Annotated in this window: 21 protein-coding genes; 8 read left to right on the forward strand and 13 right to left on the reverse strand. The window is 68.1% G+C overall.

Going from position 1 to position 24,777, the window contains the following annotated elements; translation table 11 throughout:
- Window positions 1-1,055: 1,055 nt before the first annotated feature.
- From hspQ to WMK75_RS09120, 5 genes are all read right to left on the reverse strand, one after another.
- Window positions 1,056-1,388, reverse strand: coding sequence for a heat shock protein HspQ (gene hspQ, locus WMK75_RS09100; protein ID WP_347267366.1), 333 nt, complete (start codon window positions 1,386-1,388; stop codon window positions 1,056-1,058).
- 95 nt (window positions 1,389-1,483) lie between these two features.
- The gene (locus WMK75_RS09105) at window positions 1,484-3,112 is read right to left on the reverse strand and encodes a Na/Pi cotransporter family protein (RefSeq protein WP_347267367.1); all 1,629 of its coding nucleotides are present in this window, start codon (window positions 3,110-3,112) and stop codon (window positions 1,484-1,486) included.
- Between the two features lie 111 nt (window positions 3,113-3,223).
- On the reverse strand, window positions 3,224-3,952 hold the full coding sequence (locus WMK75_RS09110) for a metallophosphoesterase (protein WP_347267368.1): 729 nt from the start codon (window positions 3,950-3,952) through the stop codon (window positions 3,224-3,226).
- A 59-nt stretch (window positions 3,953-4,011) separates the two neighbouring features.
- Complete coding sequence (gene serA, locus WMK75_RS09115; RefSeq protein ID WP_347267369.1) at window positions 4,012-5,601, reverse strand: phosphoglycerate dehydrogenase; 1,590 nt, start codon at window positions 5,599-5,601, stop codon at window positions 4,012-4,014.
- Between the two features lie 116 nt (window positions 5,602-5,717).
- Window positions 5,718-6,872, reverse strand: a complete 1,155-nt coding sequence (locus WMK75_RS09120) for a phosphoserine transaminase (protein ID WP_347267370.1) — start codon at window positions 6,870-6,872, stop codon at window positions 5,718-5,720.
- 176 nt (window positions 6,873-7,048) lie between these two features.
- Between WMK75_RS09120 and serB the strand changes: the two genes are divergently transcribed.
- The 3 genes from serB (at window position 7,049) to WMK75_RS09135 (ending at window position 10,216) form a co-directional block, all read left to right on the forward strand.
- A complete protein-coding gene (gene serB / locus WMK75_RS09125) occupies window positions 7,049-7,924 on the forward strand; it encodes a phosphoserine phosphatase SerB (protein ID WP_347267420.1) in 876 nt (291 codons plus the stop codon).
- A gap of 69 nt (window positions 7,925-7,993) precedes the next feature.
- Window positions 7,994-8,686, forward strand: coding sequence for a CDP-alcohol phosphatidyltransferase family protein (locus WMK75_RS09130; protein WP_347267371.1), 693 nt, complete (start codon window positions 7,994-7,996; stop codon window positions 8,684-8,686).
- A gap of 57 nt (window positions 8,687-8,743) precedes the next feature.
- Complete coding sequence (locus tag WMK75_RS09135) at window positions 8,744-10,216, forward strand: ABC transporter substrate-binding protein (protein ID WP_347267372.1); 1,473 nt, start codon at window positions 8,744-8,746, stop codon at window positions 10,214-10,216.
- Between the two features lie 60 nt (window positions 10,217-10,276).
- Here WMK75_RS09135 and WMK75_RS09140 read toward each other — a convergent pair whose 3' ends face one another.
- From WMK75_RS09140 to WMK75_RS09155, 4 genes are all read right to left on the reverse strand, one after another.
- Complete coding sequence (locus tag WMK75_RS09140) at window positions 10,277-11,188, reverse strand: lytic transglycosylase domain-containing protein (protein ID WP_347267373.1); 912 nt, start codon at window positions 11,186-11,188, stop codon at window positions 10,277-10,279.
- A gap of 102 nt (window positions 11,189-11,290) precedes the next feature.
- The gene (locus WMK75_RS09145; protein WP_347267374.1) at window positions 11,291-11,716 is read right to left on the reverse strand and encodes a hypothetical protein; all 426 of its coding nucleotides are present in this window, start codon (window positions 11,714-11,716) and stop codon (window positions 11,291-11,293) included.
- Between the two features lie 110 nt (window positions 11,717-11,826).
- Complete coding sequence (locus WMK75_RS09150) at window positions 11,827-12,567, reverse strand: L,D-transpeptidase (RefSeq protein ID WP_347267375.1); 741 nt, start codon at window positions 12,565-12,567, stop codon at window positions 11,827-11,829.
- Between the two features lie 209 nt (window positions 12,568-12,776).
- Window positions 12,777-14,078: a D-amino acid dehydrogenase gene (locus WMK75_RS09155; protein ID WP_347267376.1), complete on the reverse strand. Its 1,302-nt coding sequence runs from the start codon at window positions 14,076-14,078 to the stop codon at window positions 12,777-12,779.
- A gap of 247 nt (window positions 14,079-14,325) precedes the next feature.
- On the opposite strand from WMK75_RS09155, the gene WMK75_RS09160 reads away from it, so the two are divergent.
- From WMK75_RS09160 to WMK75_RS09175, 4 genes are all read left to right on the forward strand, one after another.
- Window positions 14,326-15,960, forward strand: a complete 1,635-nt coding sequence (locus WMK75_RS09160; RefSeq protein WP_347267377.1) for an MFS transporter — start codon at window positions 14,326-14,328, stop codon at window positions 15,958-15,960.
- A 73-nt stretch (window positions 15,961-16,033) separates the two neighbouring features.
- On the forward strand, window positions 16,034-16,972 hold the full coding sequence (locus WMK75_RS09165; RefSeq protein ID WP_347267378.1) for an ABC transporter permease: 939 nt from the start codon (window positions 16,034-16,036) through the stop codon (window positions 16,970-16,972).
- Window positions 16,969-17,781 carry an ABC transporter permease gene (locus WMK75_RS09170; protein ID WP_347267379.1) on the forward strand — a complete coding sequence of 271 codons (813 nt, stop codon included), beginning with the start codon at window positions 16,969-16,971 and terminating at the stop codon, window positions 17,779-17,781. Before WMK75_RS09165 ends, WMK75_RS09170 begins: the two co-directional genes overlap by 4 nt.
- Window positions 17,778-19,352: a dipeptide ABC transporter ATP-binding protein gene (locus WMK75_RS09175; RefSeq protein WP_347267380.1), complete on the forward strand. Its 1,575-nt coding sequence runs from the start codon at window positions 17,778-17,780 to the stop codon at window positions 19,350-19,352. The genes WMK75_RS09170 and WMK75_RS09175 overlap by 4 nt, the downstream gene beginning before the upstream one ends.
- A gap of 253 nt (window positions 19,353-19,605) precedes the next feature.
- Here the strand turns inward: WMK75_RS09175 and WMK75_RS09180 are convergent, their stop codons facing one another.
- Complete coding sequence (locus tag WMK75_RS09180) at window positions 19,606-20,562, reverse strand: L-malyl-CoA/beta-methylmalyl-CoA lyase (protein WP_347267381.1); 957 nt, start codon at window positions 20,560-20,562, stop codon at window positions 19,606-19,608.
- A 176-nt stretch (window positions 20,563-20,738) separates the two neighbouring features.
- Between WMK75_RS09180 and WMK75_RS09185 the strand changes: the two genes are divergently transcribed.
- Window positions 20,739-21,599, forward strand: a complete 861-nt coding sequence (locus WMK75_RS09185) for a D-amino-acid transaminase (RefSeq protein WP_347267382.1) — start codon at window positions 20,739-20,741, stop codon at window positions 21,597-21,599.
- Window positions 21,600-21,636: 37 nt separating this feature from the next.
- On the opposite strand, the gene WMK75_RS09190 is transcribed toward WMK75_RS09185, so the two are convergent.
- The 3 genes from WMK75_RS09190 to WMK75_RS09200 form a co-directional block, all read right to left on the reverse strand.
- On the reverse strand, window positions 21,637-22,479 hold the full coding sequence (locus WMK75_RS09190; RefSeq protein WP_347267383.1) for a calcium-binding protein: 843 nt from the start codon (window positions 22,477-22,479) through the stop codon (window positions 21,637-21,639).
- 74 nt (window positions 22,480-22,553) lie between these two features.
- On the reverse strand, window positions 22,554-23,318 hold the full coding sequence (locus WMK75_RS09195; RefSeq protein ID WP_347267384.1) for an amino acid ABC transporter ATP-binding protein: 765 nt from the start codon (window positions 23,316-23,318) through the stop codon (window positions 22,554-22,556).
- A 10-nt stretch (window positions 23,319-23,328) separates the two neighbouring features.
- Window positions 23,329-24,777 carry an amino acid ABC transporter permease gene (locus WMK75_RS09200; protein ID WP_347267385.1) on the reverse strand — a complete coding sequence of 483 codons (1,449 nt, stop codon included), beginning with the start codon at window positions 24,775-24,777 and terminating at the stop codon, window positions 23,329-23,331.

The raw sequence follows: 24,777 nt of genomic DNA on the forward strand, positions 1-24,777 counted from the left end.
AACATACACCTCGATGGCCAACAGGGATCACACCGGCAGCGCCGGTGAAATTACACCACGCCCGTGGACGCTAACCAGACCAGGGAAAATCACCGGATGAAGCGCCGCGCCTGCAAGATGTCTTGCCTCGCCCCGCCCCCAACGCGGTCGCAAACCAGCAAGAGCCGCGGCCCCGAAAGGCCGGGATTACGGCAACCGAATGTCGGCGTGCGGCCAGCTTCGGGCTGCGCCGTTGCTGGGTCGGACCACCTCATGCCCACTTCGGAGAATCATGCACGAAACCTGCAGTCGCACAGCAAAAAAAAAAATGCGCCGCGCCTTGCGCAAGGCCGAGAGCTCAGGGAGGAATCCGTTGCCACGGCACCGGATATGCTTGAGGCCACTGGCCATGCAGATGCAAAGCGCCTGATCGCCGTCGCAGATGGCACCGGCCTGCCGCGCGCGGGACGCAGGGTTGCGCCGCCAGCATCAGGCGCCGCACCTGTTGGTTTCCGTCACCGATGCCCCTGTGCGCAACGGCCAGATCCGGCCCTGCAGGTCAGGCGGCAAGCTGCTGACCGGCCCGCCTTCCGGCCGGGCCCGCATCGCCGGCCTCATTTGCGCCGACCCGATGGCGCCCCGGATCGTCCCCGGATCGTCCCTGGCGCACAGGGCCGGACGCGATTCGATCTGCGGATCGAGAGGCGGCTCACCCCGGCCCTCGCCTTCGGGGCCGCTGTTCGGCGCCGCAAATCGGGGCGGCATGCGCATAGCCTGACCGAAATCAGACGATCCCCGAGAGCTGCGGCCATGCCCCCGGCGCTGCCCACATACAGCCGCAGCGGGACGGCATTCCTCAAGCCGAAATCGCGTCTGCCATGGGAATCTTCTCCCCCGGCACCGTCTGCGCCCTTCCCCGGGCGGCCCGCTCGACCAGCTGCGGGCTGATCGCCGTCGGGCATGGCCAGAACGCCCGGGCGGCAATCCGCGGCGGCGAGGATGGCAGACGCGCGAGACATCAGGAAGCAAGCAAAGCCGGCAGGGCCGCAAGCGCCCCGGACGCGTGCCGGCGCGGCTCAGTTCAGGCCGAATTGCAGCGGATAGCGGCCATTGTCGAATTCGCCGAACATCTCGGTCACTTCGGGATGTTCCAGCGGCTCGCCCGACTGGTCGGGAACCAGGTTCTGCTCCGAGACATAGGCGACATAGAAGGTCGCCTCGGTTTCGGCATAGAGGTGATAGAAGGGCTGGTTGCGGGCCGGCCGCGAATCCTCGGGAATGGATTCGTACCATTCCTCGGTATTCGAGAATTCGGGATCCACGTCAAAGACCACGCCGCGGAACGGATGTTCGCGGTGGCGGACGACCTGGCCCAGAGTGTATTTCGCCGTCGTGGACGGAATCCGCATCTTACCCAACCTGATTTCACGCGGCTCATAGCCTGTCCGGGCGCGGCTGTCCACCTTTCGCCGGCCGGGCTGCGGCCAGATGTCCCCGCGCCGGGCTAGCCGGTCTTCAGCCGGCTTTCCACCAGCAGGTCCGCCTCATCAAGGATCGGATGCGCCACCGAGACCACATGGGCGTTGATCCGCTTCAGGTCGCGCAGGATGTCGAGATGCAGCGACGAGGTCTGCTGGCTTTCCGCCCGCCCCTCGCGCAGCCGCATCAGGTGGCGCCGCGAGGATGAGCGCTCGAGCCGGCGGATCTCGAGCTTTTCTTCCATCAGTTGCCTGGCCAGTTCGCGGTCGCGGGTCATGAACACGGTCTGGGCCACGCGCAGGTTCTCGATGGTCATCAGGAACAGCCCGTCAAGCTCGCGGTAGCCCTCGTCGGAAAAGCGCAGCGCCATGCCGGCCTTCTTGCGGATCTCGGGGCCGAGCCCCTTGTCGATGATGTCGCCGACATGTTCGAGGTTGATGACATAGTCGAGGATGGTGATCGCCTGCCGCCGCTCGGCCTCGCCCGCGTCGCGGCCCAGCCGGGACAGGAAGGACTTGACCTCCTGCTGCATGCGGTCGACCCGCTCTTCCAGCACCGAGACCTCGGCCAGTGGTGCGTCGTCGCTGCGCGAAAAGGCGACGCGGGCCTGCTGCAGCATGCGCTCGACCACATCGCCGACGGCCAGCGCCGCCCGGCTGGCGCGGGCCAGCGCGATGGTCGGCGTGTCAAGCGCGTTCGAATCCAGCAGATCCGCCTCGATCACCGCCGGCCGGTCACGCTCGGGCAGGGCAAGGGCGGCAAGGCGGGTGACCAGGCCGGCAAAGGGCCAGATCACCATCGCCAGCACCAGGTTGAAGACCAGATGCGCCTCGACCGCCAGCCCGGTCTCGGGCAGCGGCAACAGCGTCAGCAACCCCGCCGCCTGCTCGGCCAGCGGCAGCACCAGCAGACAGCCGATGGCGCGCGCGACCAGATTGCCCAGCACCACGCGCCGCGCCGACAGCCCCTGCCCGGCGGTCACGATCACCGGCCCCACCGCTCCGCCAAGGTTCGCGCCCAGCACCAGCACCACGGTCAAGGCCGGCGCAAGCCCCAGCGACAGCACCAGCATCACCACCGCCAGCGACGAGGAACAGATCACCGCCAGCCCGGCCGAAAAGGCCAGCGCCACCGGCCAGGCATCGTCCAGCAACCCCAGGAAGGCCGCCATCGCCGGCGAATCGCGCAACGGCGTGGTCGCCTGCGACAAGAGCGACAGCGACAGCAGCATCAGCGCGATGCCGATCAGCGCCAACCCCGCCCCGGACCACCGCCGCCGCGACTGCCGGCGCAGCACATAGCCCAGCACCAGCAGCCCCGGCGCCAGCGCCTCAAGGCCGGAGGCGACGATCCATGCCGTCAGCGCCGTGCCCAGATTGGCACCCAGAAGCACGATCTGCGCCATCCTGGGCTGGATCATGCCGCGATCCACGAACGAGGCCGTCATCAATGCCGTCGCGGTCGAGCTTTGCAGCCCCAAGGTCGCCACCAGCCCGGAAAAGAAGGCGCGCAGCCCGGTTTCCGTGCCGCGCCCCAGCGCCACGTTCAGCTTGGTGCCGAAGGCCCGCACCATGCCATCGCGCACCAGGCCGAGGCCGAACAGCAGCAGCGCCACCGCCCCGGCAAGCTGGAGAAGAACGGACAGGGATTGCACGGCGCCTCACCTCCTGAAACCGGGGCGTCACGCCATATTTGGCCGCGGGCGGCAAGGCGTCAATGGACGCCCGCGATTTGAGGCATTTGCCGGTCGCAAAGCGGCGACGGCTCAGGGCGCCGGGACGGGCTCGCGCCCGTGGTCGGTCAGCAATTGCGGGCCGGCACTGTCCAGCACCACCGTACTCAGCGCCCGGCCATAGGCGGCGCCGGTATCGATTGCCAGCCGGTTGCCGAAATGCGTCACCTGCTCGACGACGGTATGGCCGTGCACCACCAGCACGCCATGGTCGCGCGTATCTTCCAGAAAGCCGCCGCGGATCCAGATCAGGTCCTGCTCGCTCTGCCGGGTCAGGTCGAGACCGGGGCGGATGCCCGCATGCACGAACAGCGCCTGCGGCGTCAGATGCCAAAGCGGCAGCGCCCGCAGCCAGCGCAGATGTGTCGCCGGCACCAGGCGCAGCACCGCCGCATGGGCCTCGGCCAGATCGCCAGCCGCGATCCCGTAAGAGGCCAGCGTCGCCGCCCCGCCCAGCCCGGGATGCTCGAGCCAGTGCCGGCCCGAGGCGAGGCCGGGGTCGACCCAATCCGGCTGCGCGGCAAAGCGCGGCAGGAACCGGTCGTGATTGCCGCGCAGCACGACCCAGGGCTGGCCGGCGGCCTGGCCCTGCATCAGATAGTCGACCACGCCGCGCGAATCGGGGCCGCGGTCCAGCAGATCGCCGACATGCACCACCTGCGCCGCAACGCCATGCGCGGCCGCGTCGCGGGCAATGCGCGCATGCGCCGCGCGCAGCAGCTCAAGCTGGCCGTGGATGTCGCCGATGGCATAGATGGTCATGCTGCCCCCCCCTGAACCGCCCCCTGAACCGGCCCCGGCGCTGGCCGGGGGCGCGCGTCTCAGACCTCGAAATGCAGCGGGCGCACCTGCAGGAACTTGCCGGTGGCGCGCAGCGCCGCCAGCGTATCCTCGCTCAGCGCCTCGTCCAGATAAAGGATGGCGATGGCATCGTCGCCCGCCCTGGTGCGGCCAAGGGTAAAGTTCGCGATGTTCACCCCGAGATCGCCCAGCGTCATGCCCAGGGCGCCGATCACCCCCGGCACGTCGCGGTTGCGGGTATACAGCATGTGCTCGCCGATCTCGGCATCGACATTGATGCCGCGGATCTGAATGAAGCGCGGCTTGTGGTCGCTGAACACCGTGCCGGCGATCGAGCGTTCGCGCGAATCGGTGACCACGGTGACCTTGACATAGCCATCGAATACGCCGGTCTTGCCCTGGGTGGTGGTCGCCACCTGCACGCCGCGCTCATGCGCCATGACCGGGGCCGAGACCATGTTCACATCCGGATTGGTGGCCTTCATCACGCCGGCGATCACCGCCGCGTTCAGCGCCTTGAGGTTCATCTCGGCGGCCACACCGTCATAAAGCACGTTGATCGCCTTGATCGGCTCGTCGGTCATCTGGCCGATGAAGGCGCCCAGATGCCCGGCCAGCTTCAGCCAGGGGCCCATGACCGCCGCCTCCTCGGCACTGACCGAGGGCATGTTCAGCGCGTTCGAGACCGCGCCGGTCAGCAGATAGTCGGCCATCTGCTCGGCCACCTGCAGCGCCACGTTTTCCTGCGCCTCGCTGGTCGAGGCGCCCAGATGCGGGGTCACCACCACATTGGGCAGACCGAACAGCGGGCTGTCGGTCGCGGGCTCGGTGGCAAAGACATCCAGCGCCGCCCCGGCCACATGGCCCGATTGCAGCAGATCGGCCAGCGCCTCCTCGTCGATCAGCCCGCCGCGGGCGGCATTTATGATGCGCACGCCGCGCCTGGTCTTTTCCAGATTCTCGCGCGACAGGATGTTGCGGGTGCGCTCGGTCAGGGGCACATGCAGGGTGATGAAATCGGCGCGCGCCAGCAGTTCGTCCAGCTCGACCTTCTTCACCCCCAGTTCCGTGGCGCGTTCCTCGGACAGGAAGGGGTCATAGGCCAGCACCTTCATGCGCAGCCCCAGCGCCCGGTCGATGACGATCGAGCCGATATTGCCCGCGCCGATCACCCCCAGCACCTTGTTGAACAGCTCGACCCCCATGAAGCGGTTCTTTTCCCACTTGCCGGCATGGGTCGAGACGCTGGCCTCGGGCAGCTGCCGCGCCACGGCAAACATCAGCGCGATGGCATGTTCGGCGGTGGTGACGCTGTTGCCGAAGGGCGTGTTCATCACGATCACCCCCTTTTTCGACGCCGCCGGGATCTCGACATTGTCGACGCCGATGCCGGCGCGGCCGATCACCTTCAGGTTGGGCGCGTGCTCCAGCAGCTTCGCCGTCACCTTGGTGGCCGAGCGGATCGCCAGCCCGTCATACTGGCCGATAATCTCGGCCAGCCTTTCCTTGTCCTTGCCGACATCGGGCAGGTAATCCACCTCGACGCCGCGATCGCGGAAGATCTGGACGGCGGTTTCCGAAAGCTTGTCTGAAACAAGAACCTTGGGCATTTCTCGATCCTTCTGGATATGCAGGGTCCGTGCAGGGCCGCCACGGCCCCGCGCCTGATGGTCTTTCTTGTCCAAATATCGCGGGGATCCGGGGGCCGCGCCCCCGGTCCGGCCCCTCAGACCAGGGCGGGCTGCGCCGCGATCTCGGCCTCGAAGGCGTATTCGATCCAGGGCATCAGCGCCGCGACATCAGAGGCCTCGACCGTGGCGCCGCACCAGATGCGCAGACCCGGGGGCGCGTCGCGATAGGCGCCGGCGTCCAGCGCCACGCCCTCCTTCTCCAGCCGTTTCGCCACCGCCTTGGCGAAGGCCGCGCCGTCGCGGATGCGCGGATCGGTGAATTTCAGGCAGACGCTGGTGGTCGAGGCGGTGGCCGCATCCTCGGCCAGATCGGCGATCCAGTCGCGGCTGGCGATGAAGTCGCGCACCGCGCCCGCATTGGCGTTGCAGCGCGCGATCAGCGCCGGCAGCCCGCCCAAGGCCCGGGCCCATTTCAGCGCCACCAGATAATCCTCGACGCACAGCATCGAGGGGGTGTTGATGGTCTCGCCTGCAAAGATGCCCTCGATCAGTTTGCCGCCCTTGGTCATGCGAAAGATCTTGGGCAGCGGCCAGGCGGGCGTGTGGCTTTCCAGCCGTTCGACGGCGCGGGGGCTCAGGATCAGCACACCATGGCCGCCCTCGCCGCCCAGCACCTTCTGCCAGCTGAAGGTGACCACATCCAGCCTGTCCCAGGGCAGGTCCATCGCATAGGCGGCCGAGGTGGCGTCGCAGATGGTCAGCCCGGCGCGGTCGGCCGGAATCGCCTCGCCATCCGGCACCCGCACCCCCGAGGTGGTGCCGTTCCAGGTGAAGACCACGTCATGGTCGAAATCGACCTCGGCGAAATCGACGATGCGGCCATAGGGCGCCTTGCGCACCACCGCATCCAGCTTCAGCTGCTTGACCACATCGGTGACCCAGCCCTCGCCAAAGCTTTCCCAGGCCAGCGCCTCGACCTTGCGCGGGCCCAGCAGCGACCACAGCGCCATCTCGACCGCGCCGGTGTCCGAGGCCGGCACGATGCCGATGCGGTAATCGGCCGGCACGCCCAGCACCTCGCGCGTCAGCGCGATCGCCTCGGCCAGCTTGGCCTTGCCGATGGCGGCGCGATGCGAACGACCCAGCGGCGCGTCAGCAAGCATGTCCAGCGAAAAATTGGGGATCTTGGCACAGGGGCCCGAAGAGAAGCGCGGGTTGACCGGCCGCGCGGCCGGAGCAGTCTTGCTCATATAGCTAGCCTTCCAGCTAAAAGCGCCGCGTTGGGGCGGCGTGTCCCGCTGACTGCATTACAGGGGCGCGGATGCGCGCGCAAGAAAATTCTGATGCGGCCCCGCCCGCGGCAATGATTGCACCCGCCCCCGGCCTTGCGCTAGTGCTGCGCCACCCGAACCGGCCCGAGGATGCCATGCTGACCGTCACGCTTCTGGCCGCGCCCGGCCGCGCCGATCTCTCTGCCTCGCTGCTCGAGGAACTGCGCCGCGGCTGGAACGGCGGCCCCGCCATCTGGCTGGCACCCGGCATCGCCGCCGAATTCCCGCTGGCGCAGCGGCCCGGGGATTTCTGGCAACTCTGGGCGCGGCTGCAGGAGCAGGGCTTCGACCTGGCCATCCAGCCCACGCCGGGCCGGCGCAAGGCGGTGCTGCTGGCCGACATGGATTCGACGATGATCGGTCAGGAATGCATCGACGAACTGGCCGATTTCGCCGGCGTGGGCGAACGCGTCTCGGCCATCACCGCCCGGGCGATGAACGGAGAGCTGAACTTTCACGAGGCGCTGATCGCCCGCGTCGGCCTGTTGGCCGGGCTCGCCGAATCGGCCATCGGCGCGGTGCTGGACAGCCGCATCACCCTGGCGCCGGGCGGGCGGCAGCTGGTCGCCACCATGCGCGCCCAGGGCGCCTATGCGGCGCTGGTCTCGGGCGGCTTCACCGTCTTCACCGGCCCGGTCGCGGCGGCGCTGGGCTTTGACGAACATCGCGCCAACACGCTGCTGGCCGAGGACGGGGTGCTGACCGGCCAGGTCACCCTGCCGGTGTTGGGCCGCGAGGCCAAGGTCGAGGCGCTGCACGACATCGCCGCGGCGCGCGGCCTTGGCCCCGGCGACGTGCTGGCGGTGGGCGACGGCGCCAATGACCTGGGCATGCTGCAGCTTGCCGGCATGGGGGTGGCGCTGCACGCCAAGCCGGTGGTGGCGCAGCAGGTCGATCTGCGCATCAACCACGGCGACCTGACGGCGCTGCTCTATCTGCAGGGCTACGCCGCCGAGGAATTCGTGCCCTGAGGCGCAACGGCAGGCCCCCAGCCCCACGCGAACTTGCGGAAGCGACGTTTCGGTGACAGAAGCGAAAGCATGAACAATCGCCTCAAGGCCCTATCGGTCCATCTGCTCACCGCCTCGGGTGCGGTGCTGTCCATGCTGGCGCTGCTGGCGGCGGCGCGCGCCGACTGGTCGCAGATGTTCTTCTGGCTGGTCATCGCGCTGATCGTCGATGGCATCGACGGGCCCCTGGCGCGACGCTATCAGGTCAAGCAGCACTGGCCGACCTATGACGGCGTGCTGATGGACCTGATCATCGACTATCTGACCTATGTGTTCATCCCGGCCTATGCCCTGTTCAGCTCGGGCCTTCTGCCGGGCTGGACCGGCTGGATCGCCATCATTGCCATCACCTATGGCAGCGTGATCTATTTCGTCGACACGCGCATGAAGACCCGCGACAATTCCTTTGCCGGCTTTCCCGCCTGCTGGAACATGGTAGTGCTGGTGCTGTTCGCGCTGCGCCCGAATTTCTGGATCATTCTCGTGGTGGTGGTGGCGCTGGCCGCGACCATGTTCACCAATGTCAAATTCATCCATCCGGTGCGCACCCAGCGCTGGCGGGCGATCTCGCTGCCGGTGACCGCGGCCTGGGTCGCCTTCGCGATCTGGGCGGTCATGGTGGATTTCCACACGGAAAGCTTTGCCCGCTGGGGCCTGCTGCTGACCTCGCTCTGGCTGACCTTCGCCGGGCTCGCGCAGCAGCTGACCGAGCGAAGGGCTTGATCGCCGCGGGTTTTGCCCGGAATGTGCGCCCATGGGCATCGGCCACGGGGGCATGACATGTTTGCGAAACTCATCCGGGCGGCGGCGCTGGCCGCGCTTCTGGCCACGCCGGCACTGGCGGCGCAGGACCGGATCACCCTGGCCATGGTGCTTGAGCCGCCCAATCTCGACCCGACCGGGGGCGCCGCCGCCGCCATCGACGAGGTGGTCTATGCCAATGTCTTTGAGGGGCTGACACGAATCGGTCCGGACGGCAGCGTGCAGCCCGGCCTGGCCGAAAGCTGGCAGGCGCTCGACGGTGGCCGGACCTATGTCTTTCACCTGCGCCAGGGGGTGAAATTCCACGACGGCAGCGATTTCGACGCCCGGGACGTGATCTTTTCGCTGGACCGCGCCCGCGCGCCCGACAGCACCAACGCGCAGAAGGGCCTGTTCGAGGGCATTGCCACCGTCGAGGCGCCGGACCCGCTGACCGTGCGCATCGCGCTGAAATCTCCCGACGGCGGCTTTCCCTTCAAGATGGCCTGGGGCGACGCGGTCATGGTCGACCAGGCCAGCATCAAGGGCATCGCCACCCATCCCGTCGGCACCGGCCCCTTCCGCTTCGGCGAATGGAAGCAGGGCGACCACATCACGCTGGACGCTTTCGACGGCTACTGGGGTCCAAAGCCGCAGATCAGGACCGCCACCTTCCGCTTCATCGCCGATCCTTCGGCGGCCTTCGCGGCGATGATGGCTGGCGACATCGACGCCTTCCCGATCTATCCCGCGCCCGAGACCCTGGAGCAGCTGCGCGCCGACCCCCGCTTCCAGGTGCTGGTCGGCACCACCGAGGGCGAGACCATCCTCGCCATGAACCACGCCAACCCGGCGCTGGCCGACCGCCGCGTGCGCGAGGCCATCGCCCATGCGATCGACCGCCAGGAGATCATCGACGGCGCCATGTTCGGCTATGGCACGCCGATCGGCACGCATTTCGCGCCGCACAACCCCGATTACGTCGATCTGACGGCAAAATCGCAGCACGACCCCGACCTGGCCCGAAAACTGCTGACTGATGCCGGCATGGGCAAGCTGTCGCTGCGCCTCGCGCTGCCGCCCACCCCCTATGCCCGACGCGGCGGAGAGATCGTCGCGGCGCAGCTGCGTGCCGTCGGCATCGACACGCAGATCACCAACATGGAATGGGCGCAATGGCTTGAGCAGGTGTTCAGGAACGCCGACTATGACCTGACCATCATCAGCCATGTCGAGCCGATGGACATCGGCATCTATGGCCGCGACAAATACTATTTCAACTACCACAACCCGGACTTCAACGCGGCGATGGCGAAACTCGACGCCGCCACCGACCCGGCGCAACGCTCGGCGCTGCTGGCCCGGGCGCAAGAGATCATCGCCTCGGACTATGCCAATGCCTTCCTCTTCCAGCTGGCCAAGACCGGGGTTGCCAAGGCAGAGCTTGAGGGGCTGTGGGAAAACAGCCCGATGCCGGCCAACGACCTGACCGGCGTGCGCTGGAAAGAGTGAGAGCCGCGCGGGCTTTCCGTCCTGCAGATACCCGCGGGACGCGGCCCGCGGCGCGGCGCCTCAGTTCTTCAGCACCAGGCAGCGGCCGCCGACGCTGCGCAGCCGGTCGCAGAAGGCATGCGCCTCGGTCTTCGAGGAATAGCCGATCTGCGCCGTGAACAGCTTGCGCGGCCCGCCCGAGATCTTGCGCCGCACATAGCTGACGCGCTTGCCGCCCAGGATCGGCCGCAGCTGCCGGTTCAGCCGCGTGACCTGCTGGCTGACCCCGGACTGGCTGGCATGGGTGGCCACGATGACGCCCCAGGGCCAGGGATGCTCGGGGGTGCGGAATTCGCGCAGCTTGCGCTTGCCCGCCATCTCGATGCAGGCGCTGCGAAAGGGCCGGTCCCGGTCCAGCCGCAGGTCCACCTGCGCCGCCGGATGGTCGCGCCAACTCCAGGCGTCGCGGCCGGTGATCGCCTGCACGTAATCCTGCGTCTCCCAGGGCAGGCTGCCGCCCTGCGCGACAAAGCGCGCGGCCCGGTTCTCGCCACCGTTATAGGCGACGGCGGCCAGGCCCACATTGCCGAAATTCGCGCTCAGCGTCGCCAGATAGCGCGCCGAAGCCTCGATGGCCTTGGCCGGGTTGAAGGGATCGTCCAGCCCGACGATCTCGGCAGTGCCGGGCATGAATTGCGCGATGCCCATGGCGCCCACCGGGCTGACCGCGCCGGCCTCGAACAGGCTTTCCTTCCACAGCAATCGCGCGAGGAAATGCGGATCCAGCCCGTTGCGGCCGGCGGCGCGCTCGATGGAGTGGCAGACATCGGGCACATAGCTGGCGACCGAAATGCAGTGGCGCGCATCCGCCGTGCAGCGCATGCCCTCGTCGATGCGCGGGGCGCGCAGGCCCGCTTGCGCATCCAGCGCCTCATATGCCGGCGCCGGCAGGGCGAAAAGCGAGACGACAAGCGCCAGAAGCAGAGAACGCATGCGAAGACCCGGGCAGGAACCGACTGCTTCCCAGATAGCAGGCGGCGCGCGACTTGCAAACCGCAAGTCCCGCGCCGCCGAGGGGCTGCGCGGGCGCGCCCGTCACTCCGGCTTGGTCGAGGCTTCCGGCGCGGCACGACCGGCCAGGCGCGTGGTCTTGCGCAGCGAGCGTTCTGCCTCGCGGGCCTGCTTGCGCTCGCCGCGCTCGCCCTGTTTCAACGCCGCCTTGCGCGACCTGTCAGCATCCGCGCCGCATTTCTGCGCCGCCTTCACCGCCTCGGGCGTGCCCGGCTCGGCGGCCTCGCCCTGGCGCAGATGCTTCTCGGCCGAGGCGCGGCGGATCGCCCGCCCCAGCGCCCGGCGCGCGCTGTCATCGGCGGCCGCGGCCTTCAGCTCGCGCAGCTCGTGCCGCAGCCGGTTCAGCGCCGGCAGCTTCAGCAGCCGCAAGGCCGCCACCTGCGTCCTTTCGGCAATGTCATCCAGATCCGGGGGCGAAACCGGGTCGATCTTCTCGGCAGTCGCGGCCATGCAAATCTCCTCTTTGGCACCTTGCGGTTGTTCTGCCATGGACAGATTACCCGCGCCAGAGAATTGACCGACGGAATTTACACGCATTTTAGGCAGTGGCCCGGCCGGTCTCAGGCCGGGGTCGCCTCGGCGGTCTGCATGTCGCCGGCCGGGGCCAGATAGCCGTTCGGCTGTTCGACCAGCGGTCCTTCCAGTTCCAGGCTTTCGCCCTTGGTGCGGACCTTGACCGGGGCGCCGTTCGGCAGTTCGTCATAGAGGTCCATGACATCCTGGTTGAACAGGCGGATGCAGCCGGCCGAGGTCGCCTTGCCGATCGAGGACGGGTCCATGGTGCCGTGGATGCGATACATGGTGTCGCGCCCGCCCTTGTAGAGATACAGCGCCCGCGAACCCAGCGGATTGTCCACCCCGCCCGACAGGCCGCCCTTCAGCGGGCCGTAAAGTTCGGGCTGGGTGCGCACCATATTGGCGGTGGGCGTCCAGCTGGGCCAGGCGGCCTTGCGCCGGATGCTGGCATTGCCCTGAAAGTTCTTGCCGGCCTTGCCCACCGCGACGCCAAAGCGCATCGCCTCGCCGTTTTCCAGCACGTGATACAGGAAACGGGCATAGGGATCGACGACGATGGTGCCAGGCGCCTCGGGGCCGTTATAGGCCACGCGCTGGCGCCGGTTGCGCTCGGTCAGATAGGCCGGGCGGACGGCGTGGATCTCGATCGGCTCGCCATTGGGACCAGAGTCGGTGCGGGCGCCATAGATGGCGCGGTCGGCGGGCGGCGTGGCGGACGTCTGCGGCGTCGGGGCGCAGGCGGCAAGGCCAAAGCCCAACGCCAGCATGATCGGTGCAAGGCGCATCGGTATTTTCCTTTGTAGCATGGCGCGCCGGCAGGGCGCACCCGTGGCAGCCTGGACGAATGAACGTCAGATCAACCGCCCCGCCCGAGCAGAGGGCAAGGCGCGATTCGGATAGTCACATCAGCCGCAGACAGCATTGCGGCGTCAAGGGCAAGGCCGCATGACGCCGCAGATCGTGACGGAACTGTTGCCGCTCGGCGGGACCGCGCTCAGGCGCGGGCGGGCTGCAGGGTGACGGCACCGCGGGCCTTCGCACCGCGCAGGTAGCGGGCATAGCCCAGATCCTCGGCCACGATGTCCGGCCGGCGGCCCGAGATCAGGTCGGCCAGCAGCCGCCCCGAACCCGCCGACATGGTCCAGCCCAGCGTGCCGTGGCCGGTGTTCAGGAACAGGTTGGCGATCGGCGTGGCGCCGACGATCGGGGTCCCGTCGGGGGTCATCGGCCGCAGCCCGGTCCAGAACTCGGCCTTCTGCGGGTCGCCCGAATTCGGGAACAGCTCGCTGACCGATTTCGCCAGCGTGGCGTGGCGGCGCGGGTTCAGACTCAGGTCATAGCCGGCGATCTCGGCCAGGCCGCCGACGCGGATGCGGTCGCCAAGGCGGGTGATCGCGACCTTGTAGGTCTCGTCCATCACGGTCGAGACCGGGGCGCGGCTCTCGTCCTCGATGTCGATGGTCAGCGAATAGCCCTTGAGCGGATAGATCGGCAGCTTGATGCCCAGGTGGCGCACCAGCTGCGGCGAATAGGGGCCCAGCGCCAGCACATAGCGGTCGGCGGTCATGCGGCCCTTGTCGGTCCTGACCCCGGTGATGCGGCCGCCCTCGGCCTCAAGCGCCTCGATCGACACGCCCCATTTGAAGGTCACGCCGGCCGCCGCGGCCATTTCGGCCAGGGTATTGGTGAACTTGAAGCAGTCGCCGGTCTCGTCGCCGGGCAGGCGCAGCCCGCCGACGATGCGATCGGCCGAGGCGGCAAGGCCGGGCTCGGCGGCGACGCAGCCGGCGCGGTCCAGCACCTCGAAGGGCACGCCATCGGCCTTGAGCACCTCGATGTCCTTGCCGGCGCCGTCCATCTGTTCCTGCTTGCGGAACACCTGCAGCGTGCCCTGGGTGCGCTCGTCATAGCTGATGCCGGTCTCGGCGCGCAGCTCGCCCAGGCAGTCGCGGCTGTATTCGGCCAAGCGCACCATGCGGCTCTTGTTCACCGCATAGGCCGATGAGGTGCAGTTCGCCAGCATCCGGGTCATCCAGGACAGGCGCTGCCAGTCCAGTCTCGGCTGCAGCACCAGCGGCGCATGGCGCTGGAACATCCATTTCAGCGCCTTCAGCGGAATGCCCGGCGCCGCCCAGGGCGAGGAATAGCCGGGCGAGATCTCGCCGGCGTTGGCATAGCTGGTCTCAAGCGCCGGACCTTCCTGGCGGTCCACCACCGTGACCTCATGGCCGGCCTTGGCCAGATACCAGGCCGAAGTGACACCCAGAACGCCCGCACCCAGAACGATGACTTTCATTTTGCGCACCCTTTCGAAGGAGATTGCAGAGAGAATACCCCGAATCGCGGAAATGTGCTTTCAAAGCGGGCCCCGGAATCGACGTTTTTTGCAAGAATCCACCGACCATACCACAATAGGTCGGAAATTCTGCCGCAAGGTCAGGAAACCGCCGAAGATATCACGTTCCGATCAGCATTGCCGCGCCGCGATTGCGGCCCGGTGCGACCCTGGCCTAAGTTGGGCTTCTGTCCCAGGATGATCCGCCATGGCCACGCCCGCCCGCGAAAGCCCGCTCGCCCCGTTCCGACACCGCGATTTCCGCCTGCTGTGGACGGCGACGCTGGTGTCGAACTTTGGCGGGCTGGTGCAGGCGGTGGGTGCGGCCTGGATGATGACGCAGCTGACCGAATCGGCGACGCTGATCGCCCTGGTTCAGGCCTCGAACACGCTGCCGATCATGATCTTTGCGCTGGCCTCGGGGGCGCTGGCCGACATCTTCGACCGCCGCACGCTGCTGGTGGCGGCGCAGCTGCTGATGGCGGGCGTGTCGCTGCTGCTGGCGGTGATGACCTGGCAGGGCTGGATGACGCCGCTGCTGCTTTTGTCGCTGACCTTCCTGATCGGGGTCGGGCAGGCGATCTACAACCCGCCCTGGCAGGCCAGCATGCAGGATCTGGTCCCGCGCGAGGATCTGCCGGCGGCGGTATCGCTGAACTCGGTCGGCTTCAACCTGATGCGCAGCGTCGGCCCGGCGGTGGGCGGCATCATTACCGCGGCCTTCGGCGCCGCGGCGGCGTTTGCCGTGAACGCGGTCAGCTATGTGCCGCTGCTGGGGGCGCTCTTGCGCTGGCATCCGGTGACGCCGCCGCGCACCACCACGCCCGAGCCCTTCGTCTCGGCGGTGGGCGCCGGGCTGCGCTATGTGGCGCTGTCGCCCAATCTGGTGCGGGTGCTGGCGCGGGGCGCGTTGTTCGGTTTTTCCGCCGTGGTGATCATGGCGCTGCTGCCGCTGGTGGTGAAGGAAAATCCCGAGGGCGGCTCGCTGATCTTCGGGTTGCTGCTGGGCTGTTTCGGCATCGGCGCCATCCTGGGCGCGCTGCTCAATCCGCGGGTGCGGGCGCGGCTGGACAATGAAAACATCGTGCGCATCTCGTTTGCCGGCTTTGCCGCCTCGGCGCTGGCGCTGGGCCTGACCGAAAGCACCTGGCTGCACGGGATCGCCATGCTGCCCGCGGGGGCAAGCTGGGTGCTGGCGCTGTCGCTGTTCAACGTCACGGTACAGCTGTCGACGCCGCGCTGGGTGGTGGCGCGGGCGCTGGCGCTGTATCAGACCGCGGTCTTTGGCGGCATGGCCATCGGCAGCTGGGCCTGGGGGGCGGTGGCCTCGGCGCATGGCGTCGACATGGCGCTGGTCGCGGCCGCCGTGCCGCTGGCGCTGGGCGCGGCTCTGGGCCGCTGGCTGCGCATCCCGGAATTCGGCACACTGGATCTGGACCCGGTGAACCGCTTCCGCGAGCCCGAGCTGGCGCTGGATCTGCGCGGCCGCTCGGGGCCGATCATGGTCATGGTGGATTACGAGATCGACCAGAAGGACGTGCCCGAGTTCCTGCGCCTGATGGCGCTGCGCCGCAATATCCGCCGCCGCGACGGGGCGCGCAACTGGTCCTTGCTGCGCGACCTGGAAAACCCCTCGCACTGGACGGAAAGCTATCACATCGCCACCTGGGACGAATATGTGCGTCACAACCTGCGCCGCACCAAGGCCGATTTCGGCACCTATGAGGACCTGCGCAAGCTGCATCGCGGAGCCGGCCCGCCGGCGGTGCACCGCATGATCGAGCGCCATACCGTCAGCCTGGACGACGACGTGCCGCTGGTGGGCAAGCTGGAACTGCCCTGAGCGCCGCACGCGCCGGCATCGGGCCCTACCAAGGGGCTTTACCGGAACCCGCCGCCGCACTAGCGTTTTTCCCATGTTGCGCTATCTGACCCGACGCATGATCTCGCTGGGCCTGAGCCTGCTCCTGGCCTCGGCGCTGATCTTTTCCGTGGTCGAACTGGTGCCGGGGGATCCCGCCAGCTTCATGCTGGGCACCGGCGCGCAGCCCGACACCGTGGCGGCGCTACGCCAGCAGATGGGCCTCGACCTGCCGCTGCCGCTGCGCTACCTGCGCTGGCTGGGCGGCGTGCTGAGCGGCGACCTGGGGCACAGCTTCACCTACAAGACGCCGGTGGCGGGCATGATCCTCGACCGCATGCAGGTCTCGCTGCCGCTGGCGCTGCTGGCGCTGGCGCTGGCGGCGCTGGTCGCGCTGCCCATCGGCATCTTTGCCGCCGGACGGCGCGGGACGGCGGGCGATACCGTGGTCATGGGCGCGACGCAGATCGGCATCGCGCTGCCGAACTTCTGGTTTGCCATGCTGCTGGTGCTGCTGTTCGCGGTCAACCTGCGGCTGCTGCCCGCCGGCGGTTTTCCGGGCTGGGGCCAGCCCGGCGCGGCGCTGAAATCGCTGATCCTGCCCGCGGTGGCACTGGCGCTGCCGCAGGCGGCGATTCTCGCCCGCGTGCTGCGCTCCTCCCTGGTCGAGACCCTGGGCCAGGACTATGTCCGCACAGCCCGCGCCAAGGGGCTGAGCCAGGCCCAGGCCCTGTGGCGCCATGCGCTGCGCAATGCGCTGATCCCGGTGCTGACCATTCTGGGCATGCAGTTCTCGTTCCTGCTGGCCGGCGCCATCATCATCGAGAACGTGTTCTACCTGCCGGGGCTGGGGCGGCTGATCTTTCAGGCCATCACCCAGCGCGACCTGATCGTGGTGCAGGGCGCGGTGCTGGTGCTGGTCGCCGCAGTGATCCTGGTGACCTTTCTCGTGGACCTGTCCTATGCGCTGGTCGATCCGAGACTGCGCGGATGAGGTGGTCGCTGGTCCTTGGCGGGTTGCTGTCGGGGCTGGCGCTGCTGGCGGCGGCGCTGTCGTTTCTCTGGACGCCGGCGGATGTGACGCAACTGGCCATCGCGCAGAAGCTGCAGCCGCCCTCGGCGGCACATTGGCTGGGCACGGACCATTTCGGCCGCGACATGCTGTCGATGATCATGGTGGGGGCGCGCACCTCGATCGCGGTGGCGCTGGTCGCGGTGGGCATCGGCATGGGGCTTGGTGTGCCGCTGGGCCTGCTGGCCGCCGCCCGCCACGGCAGCTGGCTGGACGAGGCGATCATGCGCGGCAACGATCTGGTCTTTGCCTTTCCCAGCCTGGTGATCGCCATCCTGATCACCGCGGCGCTGGGGCCCTCGGCGGTGAATGCGATCATCGCCATCGGCATTTTCAACATTCCGGTCTTTGCCCGCGTCAGCCGCGGCGCGGCGCTGCCGATCTGGACGCTGGACTTCATCCGCGCCGCGCGGGTGGCGGGCAAGGGCGCGGCCCGCATCAGCAGCCAGCACATCCTGCCCAATATCGCCAATCTGCTGATCGTGCAGGGCACCATCCAGTTCAGCCTCGGCATCCTGGCCGAGGCCGGGCTTTCCTATGTCGGCCTCGGCGCGCAGCCGCCCACGCCCAGCTGGGGCCGCATGCTGGCCGAGGCGCAGACCATGATCGCGCTGGCGCCGCATGTCGCCATCGTTCCGGGCCTTGCCATCGTCATCACCGTGCTGGGGCTGAACCTGCTGGGCGACGGGCTGCGCGACGCGCTGGACCCCAGACTGCGCAGGCAACCATGATCGAAACCCGCAACCTCGGCCTGTCGCTGGGCCCGCGCGAGATCCTGCACGGGCTGGACCTGCGCCTCGCCCCGGGCGAGATCACCGGCCTCGTGGGCGAAAGCGGCTCGGGCAAGTCCATGGCGGCGCTGTCGATCATCGGGCTGCTGCCGCCGGGCATGCGCGCCTCGGGCCGGGTCGAGATGGACGGGCGCAACCTGCTGGAACTGCCGGAACTGGCCATGTGCCGCATCCGTGGCCAGCGCATCGGCATGATCTTTCAGGAACCCATAACGGCGCTGAACCCGCTGATGAGCATCGGCGATCAGGTCGCCGAGGTGCTGCGCATCCATCAGGGTCACGACCGCCAGACGGCGCTGGCCCGCGCCCGCGACCGGCTGGACCGCGTCGGCCTGGCAGCGCCGCACTTTCCGCTGACGCTTTACCCGCACGAGCTGTCGGGCGGCCAGCGCCAGCGTGTCGCCATCGCCATGGCCATCGCCGAGCGCCCCGACCTGCTGATCGCAGACGAGCCGACGACGGCGCTGGACGTGACCACCCAGGCGCAGATCCTCGACCTGCTGAAGGGACTGGTGCGCGACGAGCGCATGGCCTTGCTGCTGATCACCCATGACCTTGCCGTGGTCGCCGGCATCGCCGACCATGTGGCGGTCATGCAGAGCGGCCAGATCGTCGAACAGGGGCCGGTCGAACAGGTGTTTCGCAACCGCAGCCACCCCTATACGCGCGAGCTGTTCGCCGCCGCGCATCACCAGCCGCGGCTGGTGCTGGCGCCGGCGCAGGCCGAGCCGCTGCTGCGGGTCGAGGGCGTGACGCGCGAATACCCGCCCACCCGCGGCCGCCCCCAGCCCCTGCGCGCCGTCGCGGATGTCAGCCTGCAGATCGACAGCGGGGAATCGCTGGGGCTGATCGGCGAATCCGGCTGCGGCAAGTCCACGCTGACCCGCGCCATCCTCGGGCTGGAGCCGCTGCAGGCCGGGCGCATCCGGCTTGATGGCGAGGAGGTGCGCTTTGGCCGCGCCATGTCCGCCGCGCTGCGCGCCCGCATGCAGGTGGTGTTCCAGGACCCCTATGGCAGCTTCGATCCGCGCTGGCGCGTCGAGCGGCTGGTGGCCGAGCCCTTCCACCTGACCGGCCTGCCCGGCGACTGGCGCGAACAGGTGGCCGAGGCGCTTTATGAGGTCGGCATCCCCGGCGATGCCATGCGCCGCCATATCCACGAATTCTCCGGCGGGCAGCGCCAGCGCATCGCCATCGCCCGCGCCCTGATCATCAAGCCGCGGCTGATCGTGCTGGACGAGGCGGTCAGCGCGCTGGACGTGCGTGTGCGCGCGCAGGTGCTGGATCTGCTGGCGCGGCTGCGCGTCAGCCACGGCCTTGCCTATCTGTTCATCAGCCACGACCTGTCCGTGGTGCGCCAGATCACCGACCGGGTGCTGATCATGCATCAGGGCAGGATCATCGAATCCGGCCCCACGCATGAGATCATGGACCGGCCGCAGCACCCCCATACCCGGGCGCTTCTGGCCGCGACCCCGCGCCTGCCCGTCGATTGGCAGCCGACGGGCTGAGGCAGGGGCGAATCACCCCCTGCCCCGCCGAGCCCCCTGCAGCCGCCCACTGCGCGCCCCGCGGCACCGCCGGATGCCGGCGCGCCGCCGCAGCGGGCGCGCCATGCAAGTGTCTGAGATGACGCGATCCGTTCCGGGACATGGCACAAAAAACAACAGGCCCCACGCGTGGCAGGGCCTGTTGCTCCTCCCCTGAATGGCGGCCAGCCTCCCCGCGTGGCCGCCCAGGTATGGCGATGAAATTCCGCTCTGCTCAGGCGCCGATCAACTCTGCCTGACGCACGATCACTTCTGCCTGACGAATGGAGGCGATGTCAACAAGTCTGCCTTTGTAGACTGTCGCACCCGCGCCGCTGCGTTTGGCCTCCTCCATGGCGGCGAGGATCTCGCGCGCCTCGGAGACCGCCTGCTCGCCAGGGGAAAACACCTCATTGGCCAGCGCCACCTGTTTGGGGTGGATCGCCCATTTGCCGACCATGCCCAGCGTGGCCGAACGTCGCGCCTGGGCGCGAAAGCCCTCTTCGTCGCCGAAATCGCCGAAGGGCCCGTCGACCGGCAAAAGCCCATGCGTGCGGCAGGCGGCGACGATCGCGGTCTGTGCCCAGTGCCAGGGGTCCGACCAGTGCCGCGCCCCCGCATGCAGCATGTAGTAGTTTTCCTGCGTGCCGCCGATGCCGGTGGTGGCCATGCCCATGCTGGCGGCGAAATCGGCGGCGCCGATGCTCATCGCCTGCAGCCGCGGCGAGGCGGCGGCGATCTCCTCGACATGGCTGATGCCGGCGGCGGATTCGATGATCACCTCCAGGCTGATGCGCTTCTTCCTGCCCTTCGCCGCCTCGACGGCGCTGACCAGGGCATCGACGGCATAGATGTCGGCGGCATTGCCGACCTTGGGGATCATGATCTGGTCCAGCCGCTCGCCCGCCTGTTCCAGCAGATCGACGACATCGCGATACCACCAGGGGGTATCGAGCCCGTTGATCCTGACCGACAGCGTCTTGCTGCCCCAGTCGATGTCGCCGATCGCCTGGATGATCTGCACCCGCGCCTGCGCCTTGTCGTCGGGCGCCACCGAATCCTCGAGGTCGAGGTTGATCACATCGGCCGCCGAGGCCGCCATCTTTTCAAACAGCGCCGGGCGCGAGCCGGGGCCGAACAGCTGGCAGCGGTTCAGGCGCGCCGGGGCGGGGGGTTGCGTGCGGAAGGACATGTCCAGCCTTTCGGTAATGATGTTTCAATCTGCTTCCCCGAAGCGATAGATAATTGCTGCGCCAGCATCAAGCCCATTCTGCACCCGCATCCTTGCCGGGCGGCATTGCTGGGCGCTTGACGCCCCGCGGCTTTCGGCGCAGGACCGCAAGGACGCCGTGGCGAAAGGAGAAGCGCATGACCCGCACCGTCTATCTGAATGGCGACTACCTGCCCGAGACCGAGGCCAGGGTCTCGATCTTCGACCGCGGTTTCGTCATGGCCGACGGCGTCTATGAGGTGACCAGCGTGCTGGGCGGCAAGCTGCTGGATTTCGCCGCGCATCTGGCCCGGCTCGAGCGTTCGCTGACGGCGCTTGGCATGGGCAATCCCCTGGGCGAACATGACTGGCTGGCGGCGCATCGCCGGCTGCTGGAACTGAACGGGGTCAGCGACGGGCTGGTCTATCTGCAGGTCACGCGCGGCAATCCCGGCGACCGCGACTTTGCCTATCCGCCTGCCGACACGCCGCAGACGGTGGTGATGTTCACGCAGTCGAAACCCGGCCTGGCCCAGAACCCGCAGGCGCGGGCCGGCATCAGCGTCGTCTCGGTCCCCGACCTGCGCTGGCACCTGCGCGACATCAAGACGGTGCAGTTGCTCTACCCCTCGATGGCCAAGATGGAGGCCAGGGCGCGCGGCGCCGATGACGCCTGGTTCACCGAGGACGGTTTCGTGACCGAGGGCACCTCGAACAACACCTATATCGTCAAGGACGGCAGGATCGTCACCCGCCAGCTGTCCCATGACATACTGCACGGTATCACCCGCGCCTCGCTCCTGCGCTATGCCGCCGAGGCGCAGATGCAGATCGAGGAGCGCCCCTTCACCATCGCCGAGGCCCAGGCCGCGGACGAGGCCTTCTGCACCTCGGCCTCGGCCTTCGTGATGCCGGTGGTCGCGGTCGATGGCACCAGGCTGGGCGACGGCCGCCCAGGTCCGGTCGCCACGCGCCTGCGCGAGATCTATATCGAGGAATCGCTGAAGACCGCGATCTGAACCGGCGGGGGGACGCGCGCCCCCCCCCCCCGGGCGGTCAGCCGCCGGAGGTCTCACGCAGCAGGGTGATGTCGCGCACGTCACGCAGTTCCATGTCGCGCAGCACCGCGATGTCGGCGCCGTCCAGCAGCACGCGCACGTCCTCGCCGTCCTGCACCAACTCGTAATCCTCTGGGCCGGCGTAATCCTCGGCCAGGGTGATGGTCAGGCTGTCGGCGCTGCCCAGCACGATGTCCGCGGCGCCGCCGGCATCGCTGCGCAGCATGATCGCGTCCCGGCCCTTGCCGCCATCCACCAGATCGCCGGCGCCGGCATGGATGGTGTCATTGCCCTCGCCGCCCAGCAGGCTGTCGGGCGCTTCGGGATCCGAGGCGTCGGGCGACAGGATCAGGTCGTCGCCGTCGCCGCCGTCGATGCTGGCCGAACCGCCGTGATCCTCGATGCGGTCGTCGCCCTCGTCGCCGCTGACCTGATGCGTGCCAAGATTGGTGATGATCGTGTCATTGCCGCTGCCGCCGGCGATGGTGTCCGCACCCTCGTCCGCGCCCAGATCGAGTCCGCCGTAAACGTCGTCGCCGCCGCCCAGAAAGATCTCGTCGTCGCCCGCATCGGCGCCCACCGTGTCATTGCCCAGCCCGGCAAAGACCAGATCGTCGCCGGCCCCGGGTTCGACGGAATCATCGCCGGCAAAGCTGCGGATGGCATCGTCGCCATCGGTGCCGGTGATGGTGTCGTCCCCCTCGGTGCCCTCGATGCGGTCGCGCCCGCCGAAGGGGTCGCCCGGCTCCTCGGGCGGGTGATCGTCGTCATTGCCCGACACCAGCGAGCCGATGCCCGCCAGGCCCAGCAGACCCAGGATCAGGAATAGCGTTTGGTTCATTGCTGCCTCTCGGAAACTACGGCCGGCAGCTTAGACCGCGGCCGCGGCCGGCGGCAACCGGGCATCGACAGCCGTCAATGCCCGAGGATCTGGCTCAGGAACAGTTTGGTGCGTTCCGACTGCGGGTTGTTGAAGAATTCCACGGGCGTGTTCTGCTCGACGATCTGGCCCTGATCCATGAAGATCACCCGATGCGCCACCGCCTGGGCAAAGCCCATCTCATGGGTGACGCAAAGCATGGTCATGCCGTCATTGGCCAGTTCGATCATCGTGTCGAGCACCTCCTTGATCATCTCGGGGTCCAGCGCCGAGGTGGGCTCGTCAAACAGCATGATGCGCGGGCGCATGCACAGCGCGCGCGCGATGGCCACGCGCTGCTGCTGGCCGCCCGACAACTGCCCGGGATATTTCTGCGCCTGTTCGGGGATCCTGACCTTGGTCAGGAAATGCATCGCCGTCTCCTCGGCCTCGCGTCGGGGCACCTTGCGCACCCAGATCGGCGCCAGGGTGCAGTTCTCGAGGATCGTCAGATGCGGGAACAGGTTGAAATGCTGGAACACCATGCCGACCTCGGAGCGCACCTTGTCGATGTTCTTGAGGTCATGGGTCAGTTCCGTGCCGTCGACGACGATCATGCCCGCCTGATGTTCCTCGAGCCGGTTGATGCAGCGGATCAGCGTCGACTTGCCCGAACCCGAGGGTCCGGCGATGACGATGCGCTCGCCGCGGCTGACGGTCAGGTCGATGTCGCGCAGCACATGGAAGCTGCCATACCACTTGTTCAGCTTGCTGATCTGGATGGCGATGTCGTCGGGCTGCGCATGGGTCTGGGTCTGCATGGGGATGTCCTCAGCGATGGTCGCGCTTCAGCCGGCGCTCGAGATACATCGAATAGCGCGACATGCCGAAACACAGGATGAAGAAGATCGCGCCGACGAAGATGTAGGGCTCCCAATAGGCGCCCTTCCATTCGAAACTGGCGCGGATGGTGTCGGCCATGGCCTTCAGCGGATCGTAAAGCCCGACAAAGACCACCAGCGTGGTGTCCTTGAACATGCCGATGAAGGTCGAGACGATGCCGGGGATCGAGATCTTCAACGCCTGCGGCAAGATGATCAGCCGCTGCGCCTTCCAGTAGTCGAGGCCCAGCGCGTCCGCGGCCTCGTATTGCCCCTTGGGCAGGGCGGCCAGGCCGCCGCGGATCACCTCGGCCATATAGGCGGCGGCGAACAGCGTCACCATGATGATCACCCGCAGGATGATGTCGAAATTCGCCCCCGGCGGCAGGAAATAGTTCAGCAGCAACGAGGCCACGAACAAGAGCGTGATCAGCGGCACGCCGCGGATGAACTCGATGAACATCACCGCCAGCATCTTGATCAGCGGCATGTCCGAACGCCGCGCCAGCGCCAGCACGACGCCCATGGGCAGCGACAGCGCGATGCCGGCGACGCCGATGGTGATCGACAGCACGAAGCCGCCGAACTGGTCCGAGGCCACCGGCTCGAGCCGCAGCGGCAGCACCGAGGCCAGCGCCGCCGCCAGCGGCGCCGCGGCCAGCAGCCACCACGCCACCGTCGCCACCACCGCGATGCCGAAGGCCAGAAGGCCAAGCCGTGCCGCCAGCGCCCGCCAGACCAGAAAGCCAAGACCGAAACCCGCCAGCGCCATCGCCGGCGCCCAGAGCTTGCCGCCCCAGAGCAGCCAGACCGCCAGGAAAGGGTATAGCAGGCTGGCCAGCAGCGCCCAGCCGGGCCGCGTCTCGATCAGTGCCGCCCAGGCCAGCATCAGCGCCGCCATGGCCAGCAGCACCGTGGCCCCCGCCCCCAGAAGCAGCGACACCGTCAGCGTCAGCAGCAGCGCCAGCGCCAGCACGATGCGCCGCGCCCGGGCGCTGTCGGAAAACAGCACCGGCGCCAGCGCCAGGAACAGCAGCCCGAAGGCCAGCGCCGGCCGCCAGTAAAGATGCTGCGGATAGAAGCCGAAGATGAACTGGTTCCAGCGGTGCTTGATGATCGCAAGGCAGGCGCCGGTGACATCCGGCCCCCAGCGCTCGGCGATGATCTTGCGGCACTCGGCCATGCTGTCGGCATGCCAGACCGATCGCGCCAGCCACGGCCCGACCGTGCCCAGCACCAGCCAGACGATGCCCAGCCCCGCCAGCGTCAGCAGGATGTTCAGCGGGCTGGAAAACAGGTTGCTGCGCAGCCACAGGATGGCGCCGGAATCGCGCAGCGGCGGCGGCTGCGGCGGCAGCATGGCGTCGCGGACGAAGGGCTCGGGGTGCGTCTCGGCCAT

This window comes from Paracoccus sp. (in: a-proteobacteria) (assembly GCF_039808215.1).
In the GTDB taxonomy this organism is placed as follows: Bacteria; Pseudomonadota; Alphaproteobacteria; order Rhodobacterales; family Rhodobacteraceae; genus Paracoccus.

What these genes read in the sequence shown, in the direction of transcription:
- hspQ (WP_347267366.1), bottom strand. Translation starts at nt 1,388, where the DNA reads ATGCGGATTCCGTCCACGACGGCGAAATACACTCTGGGCCAGGTCGTC.
- WMK75_RS09110 (WP_347267368.1), bottom strand. Translation starts at nt 3,952, where the DNA reads ATGACCATCTATGCCATCGGCGACATCCACGGCCAGCTTGAGCTGCTG.
- serA (WP_347267369.1), bottom strand. Translation starts at nt 5,601, where the DNA reads ATGCCCAAGGTTCTTGTTTCAGACAAGCTTTCGGAAACCGCCGTCCAG.
- WMK75_RS09120 (WP_347267370.1), bottom strand. Translation starts at nt 6,872, where the DNA reads ATGAGCAAGACTGCTCCGGCCGCGCGGCCGGTCAACCCGCGCTTCTCT.
- serB (WP_347267420.1), top strand. Translation starts at nt 7,049, where the DNA reads ATGCTGACCGTCACGCTTCTGGCCGCGCCCGGCCGCGCCGATCTCTCT.
- WMK75_RS09130 (WP_347267371.1), top strand. Translation starts at nt 7,994, where the DNA reads ATGAACAATCGCCTCAAGGCCCTATCGGTCCATCTGCTCACCGCCTCG.
- WMK75_RS09135 (WP_347267372.1), top strand. Translation starts at nt 8,744, where the DNA reads ATGTTTGCGAAACTCATCCGGGCGGCGGCGCTGGCCGCGCTTCTGGCC.
- WMK75_RS09140 (WP_347267373.1), bottom strand. Translation starts at nt 11,188, where the DNA reads ATGCGTTCTCTGCTTCTGGCGCTTGTCGTCTCGCTTTTCGCCCTGCCG.
- WMK75_RS09145 (WP_347267374.1), bottom strand. Translation starts at nt 11,716, where the DNA reads ATGGCCGCGACTGCCGAGAAGATCGACCCGGTTTCGCCCCCGGATCTG.
- WMK75_RS09150 (WP_347267375.1), bottom strand. Translation starts at nt 12,567, where the DNA reads ATGCGCCTTGCACCGATCATGCTGGCGTTGGGCTTTGGCCTTGCCGCC.
- WMK75_RS09155 (WP_347267376.1), bottom strand. Translation starts at nt 14,078, where the DNA reads ATGAAAGTCATCGTTCTGGGTGCGGGCGTTCTGGGTGTCACTTCGGCC.
- WMK75_RS09160 (WP_347267377.1), top strand. Translation starts at nt 14,326, where the DNA reads ATGGCCACGCCCGCCCGCGAAAGCCCGCTCGCCCCGTTCCGACACCGC.
- WMK75_RS09165 (WP_347267378.1), top strand. Translation starts at nt 16,034, where the DNA reads ATGTTGCGCTATCTGACCCGACGCATGATCTCGCTGGGCCTGAGCCTG.
- WMK75_RS09170 (WP_347267379.1), top strand. Translation starts at nt 16,969, where the DNA reads ATGAGGTGGTCGCTGGTCCTTGGCGGGTTGCTGTCGGGGCTGGCGCTG.
- WMK75_RS09175 (WP_347267380.1), top strand. Translation starts at nt 17,778, where the DNA reads ATGATCGAAACCCGCAACCTCGGCCTGTCGCTGGGCCCGCGCGAGATC.
- WMK75_RS09180 (WP_347267381.1), bottom strand. Translation starts at nt 20,562, where the DNA reads ATGTCCTTCCGCACGCAACCCCCCGCCCCGGCGCGCCTGAACCGCTGC.
- WMK75_RS09185 (WP_347267382.1), top strand. Translation starts at nt 20,739, where the DNA reads ATGACCCGCACCGTCTATCTGAATGGCGACTACCTGCCCGAGACCGAG.
- WMK75_RS09190 (WP_347267383.1), bottom strand. Translation starts at nt 22,479, where the DNA reads ATGAACCAAACGCTATTCCTGATCCTGGGTCTGCTGGGCCTGGCGGGC.
- WMK75_RS09195 (WP_347267384.1), bottom strand. Translation starts at nt 23,318, where the DNA reads ATGCAGACCCAGACCCATGCGCAGCCCGACGACATCGCCATCCAGATC.
- WMK75_RS09200 (WP_347267385.1), bottom strand. Translation starts at nt 24,777, where the DNA reads ATGGCCGAGACGCACCCCGAGCCCTTCGTCCGCGACGCCATGCTGCCG.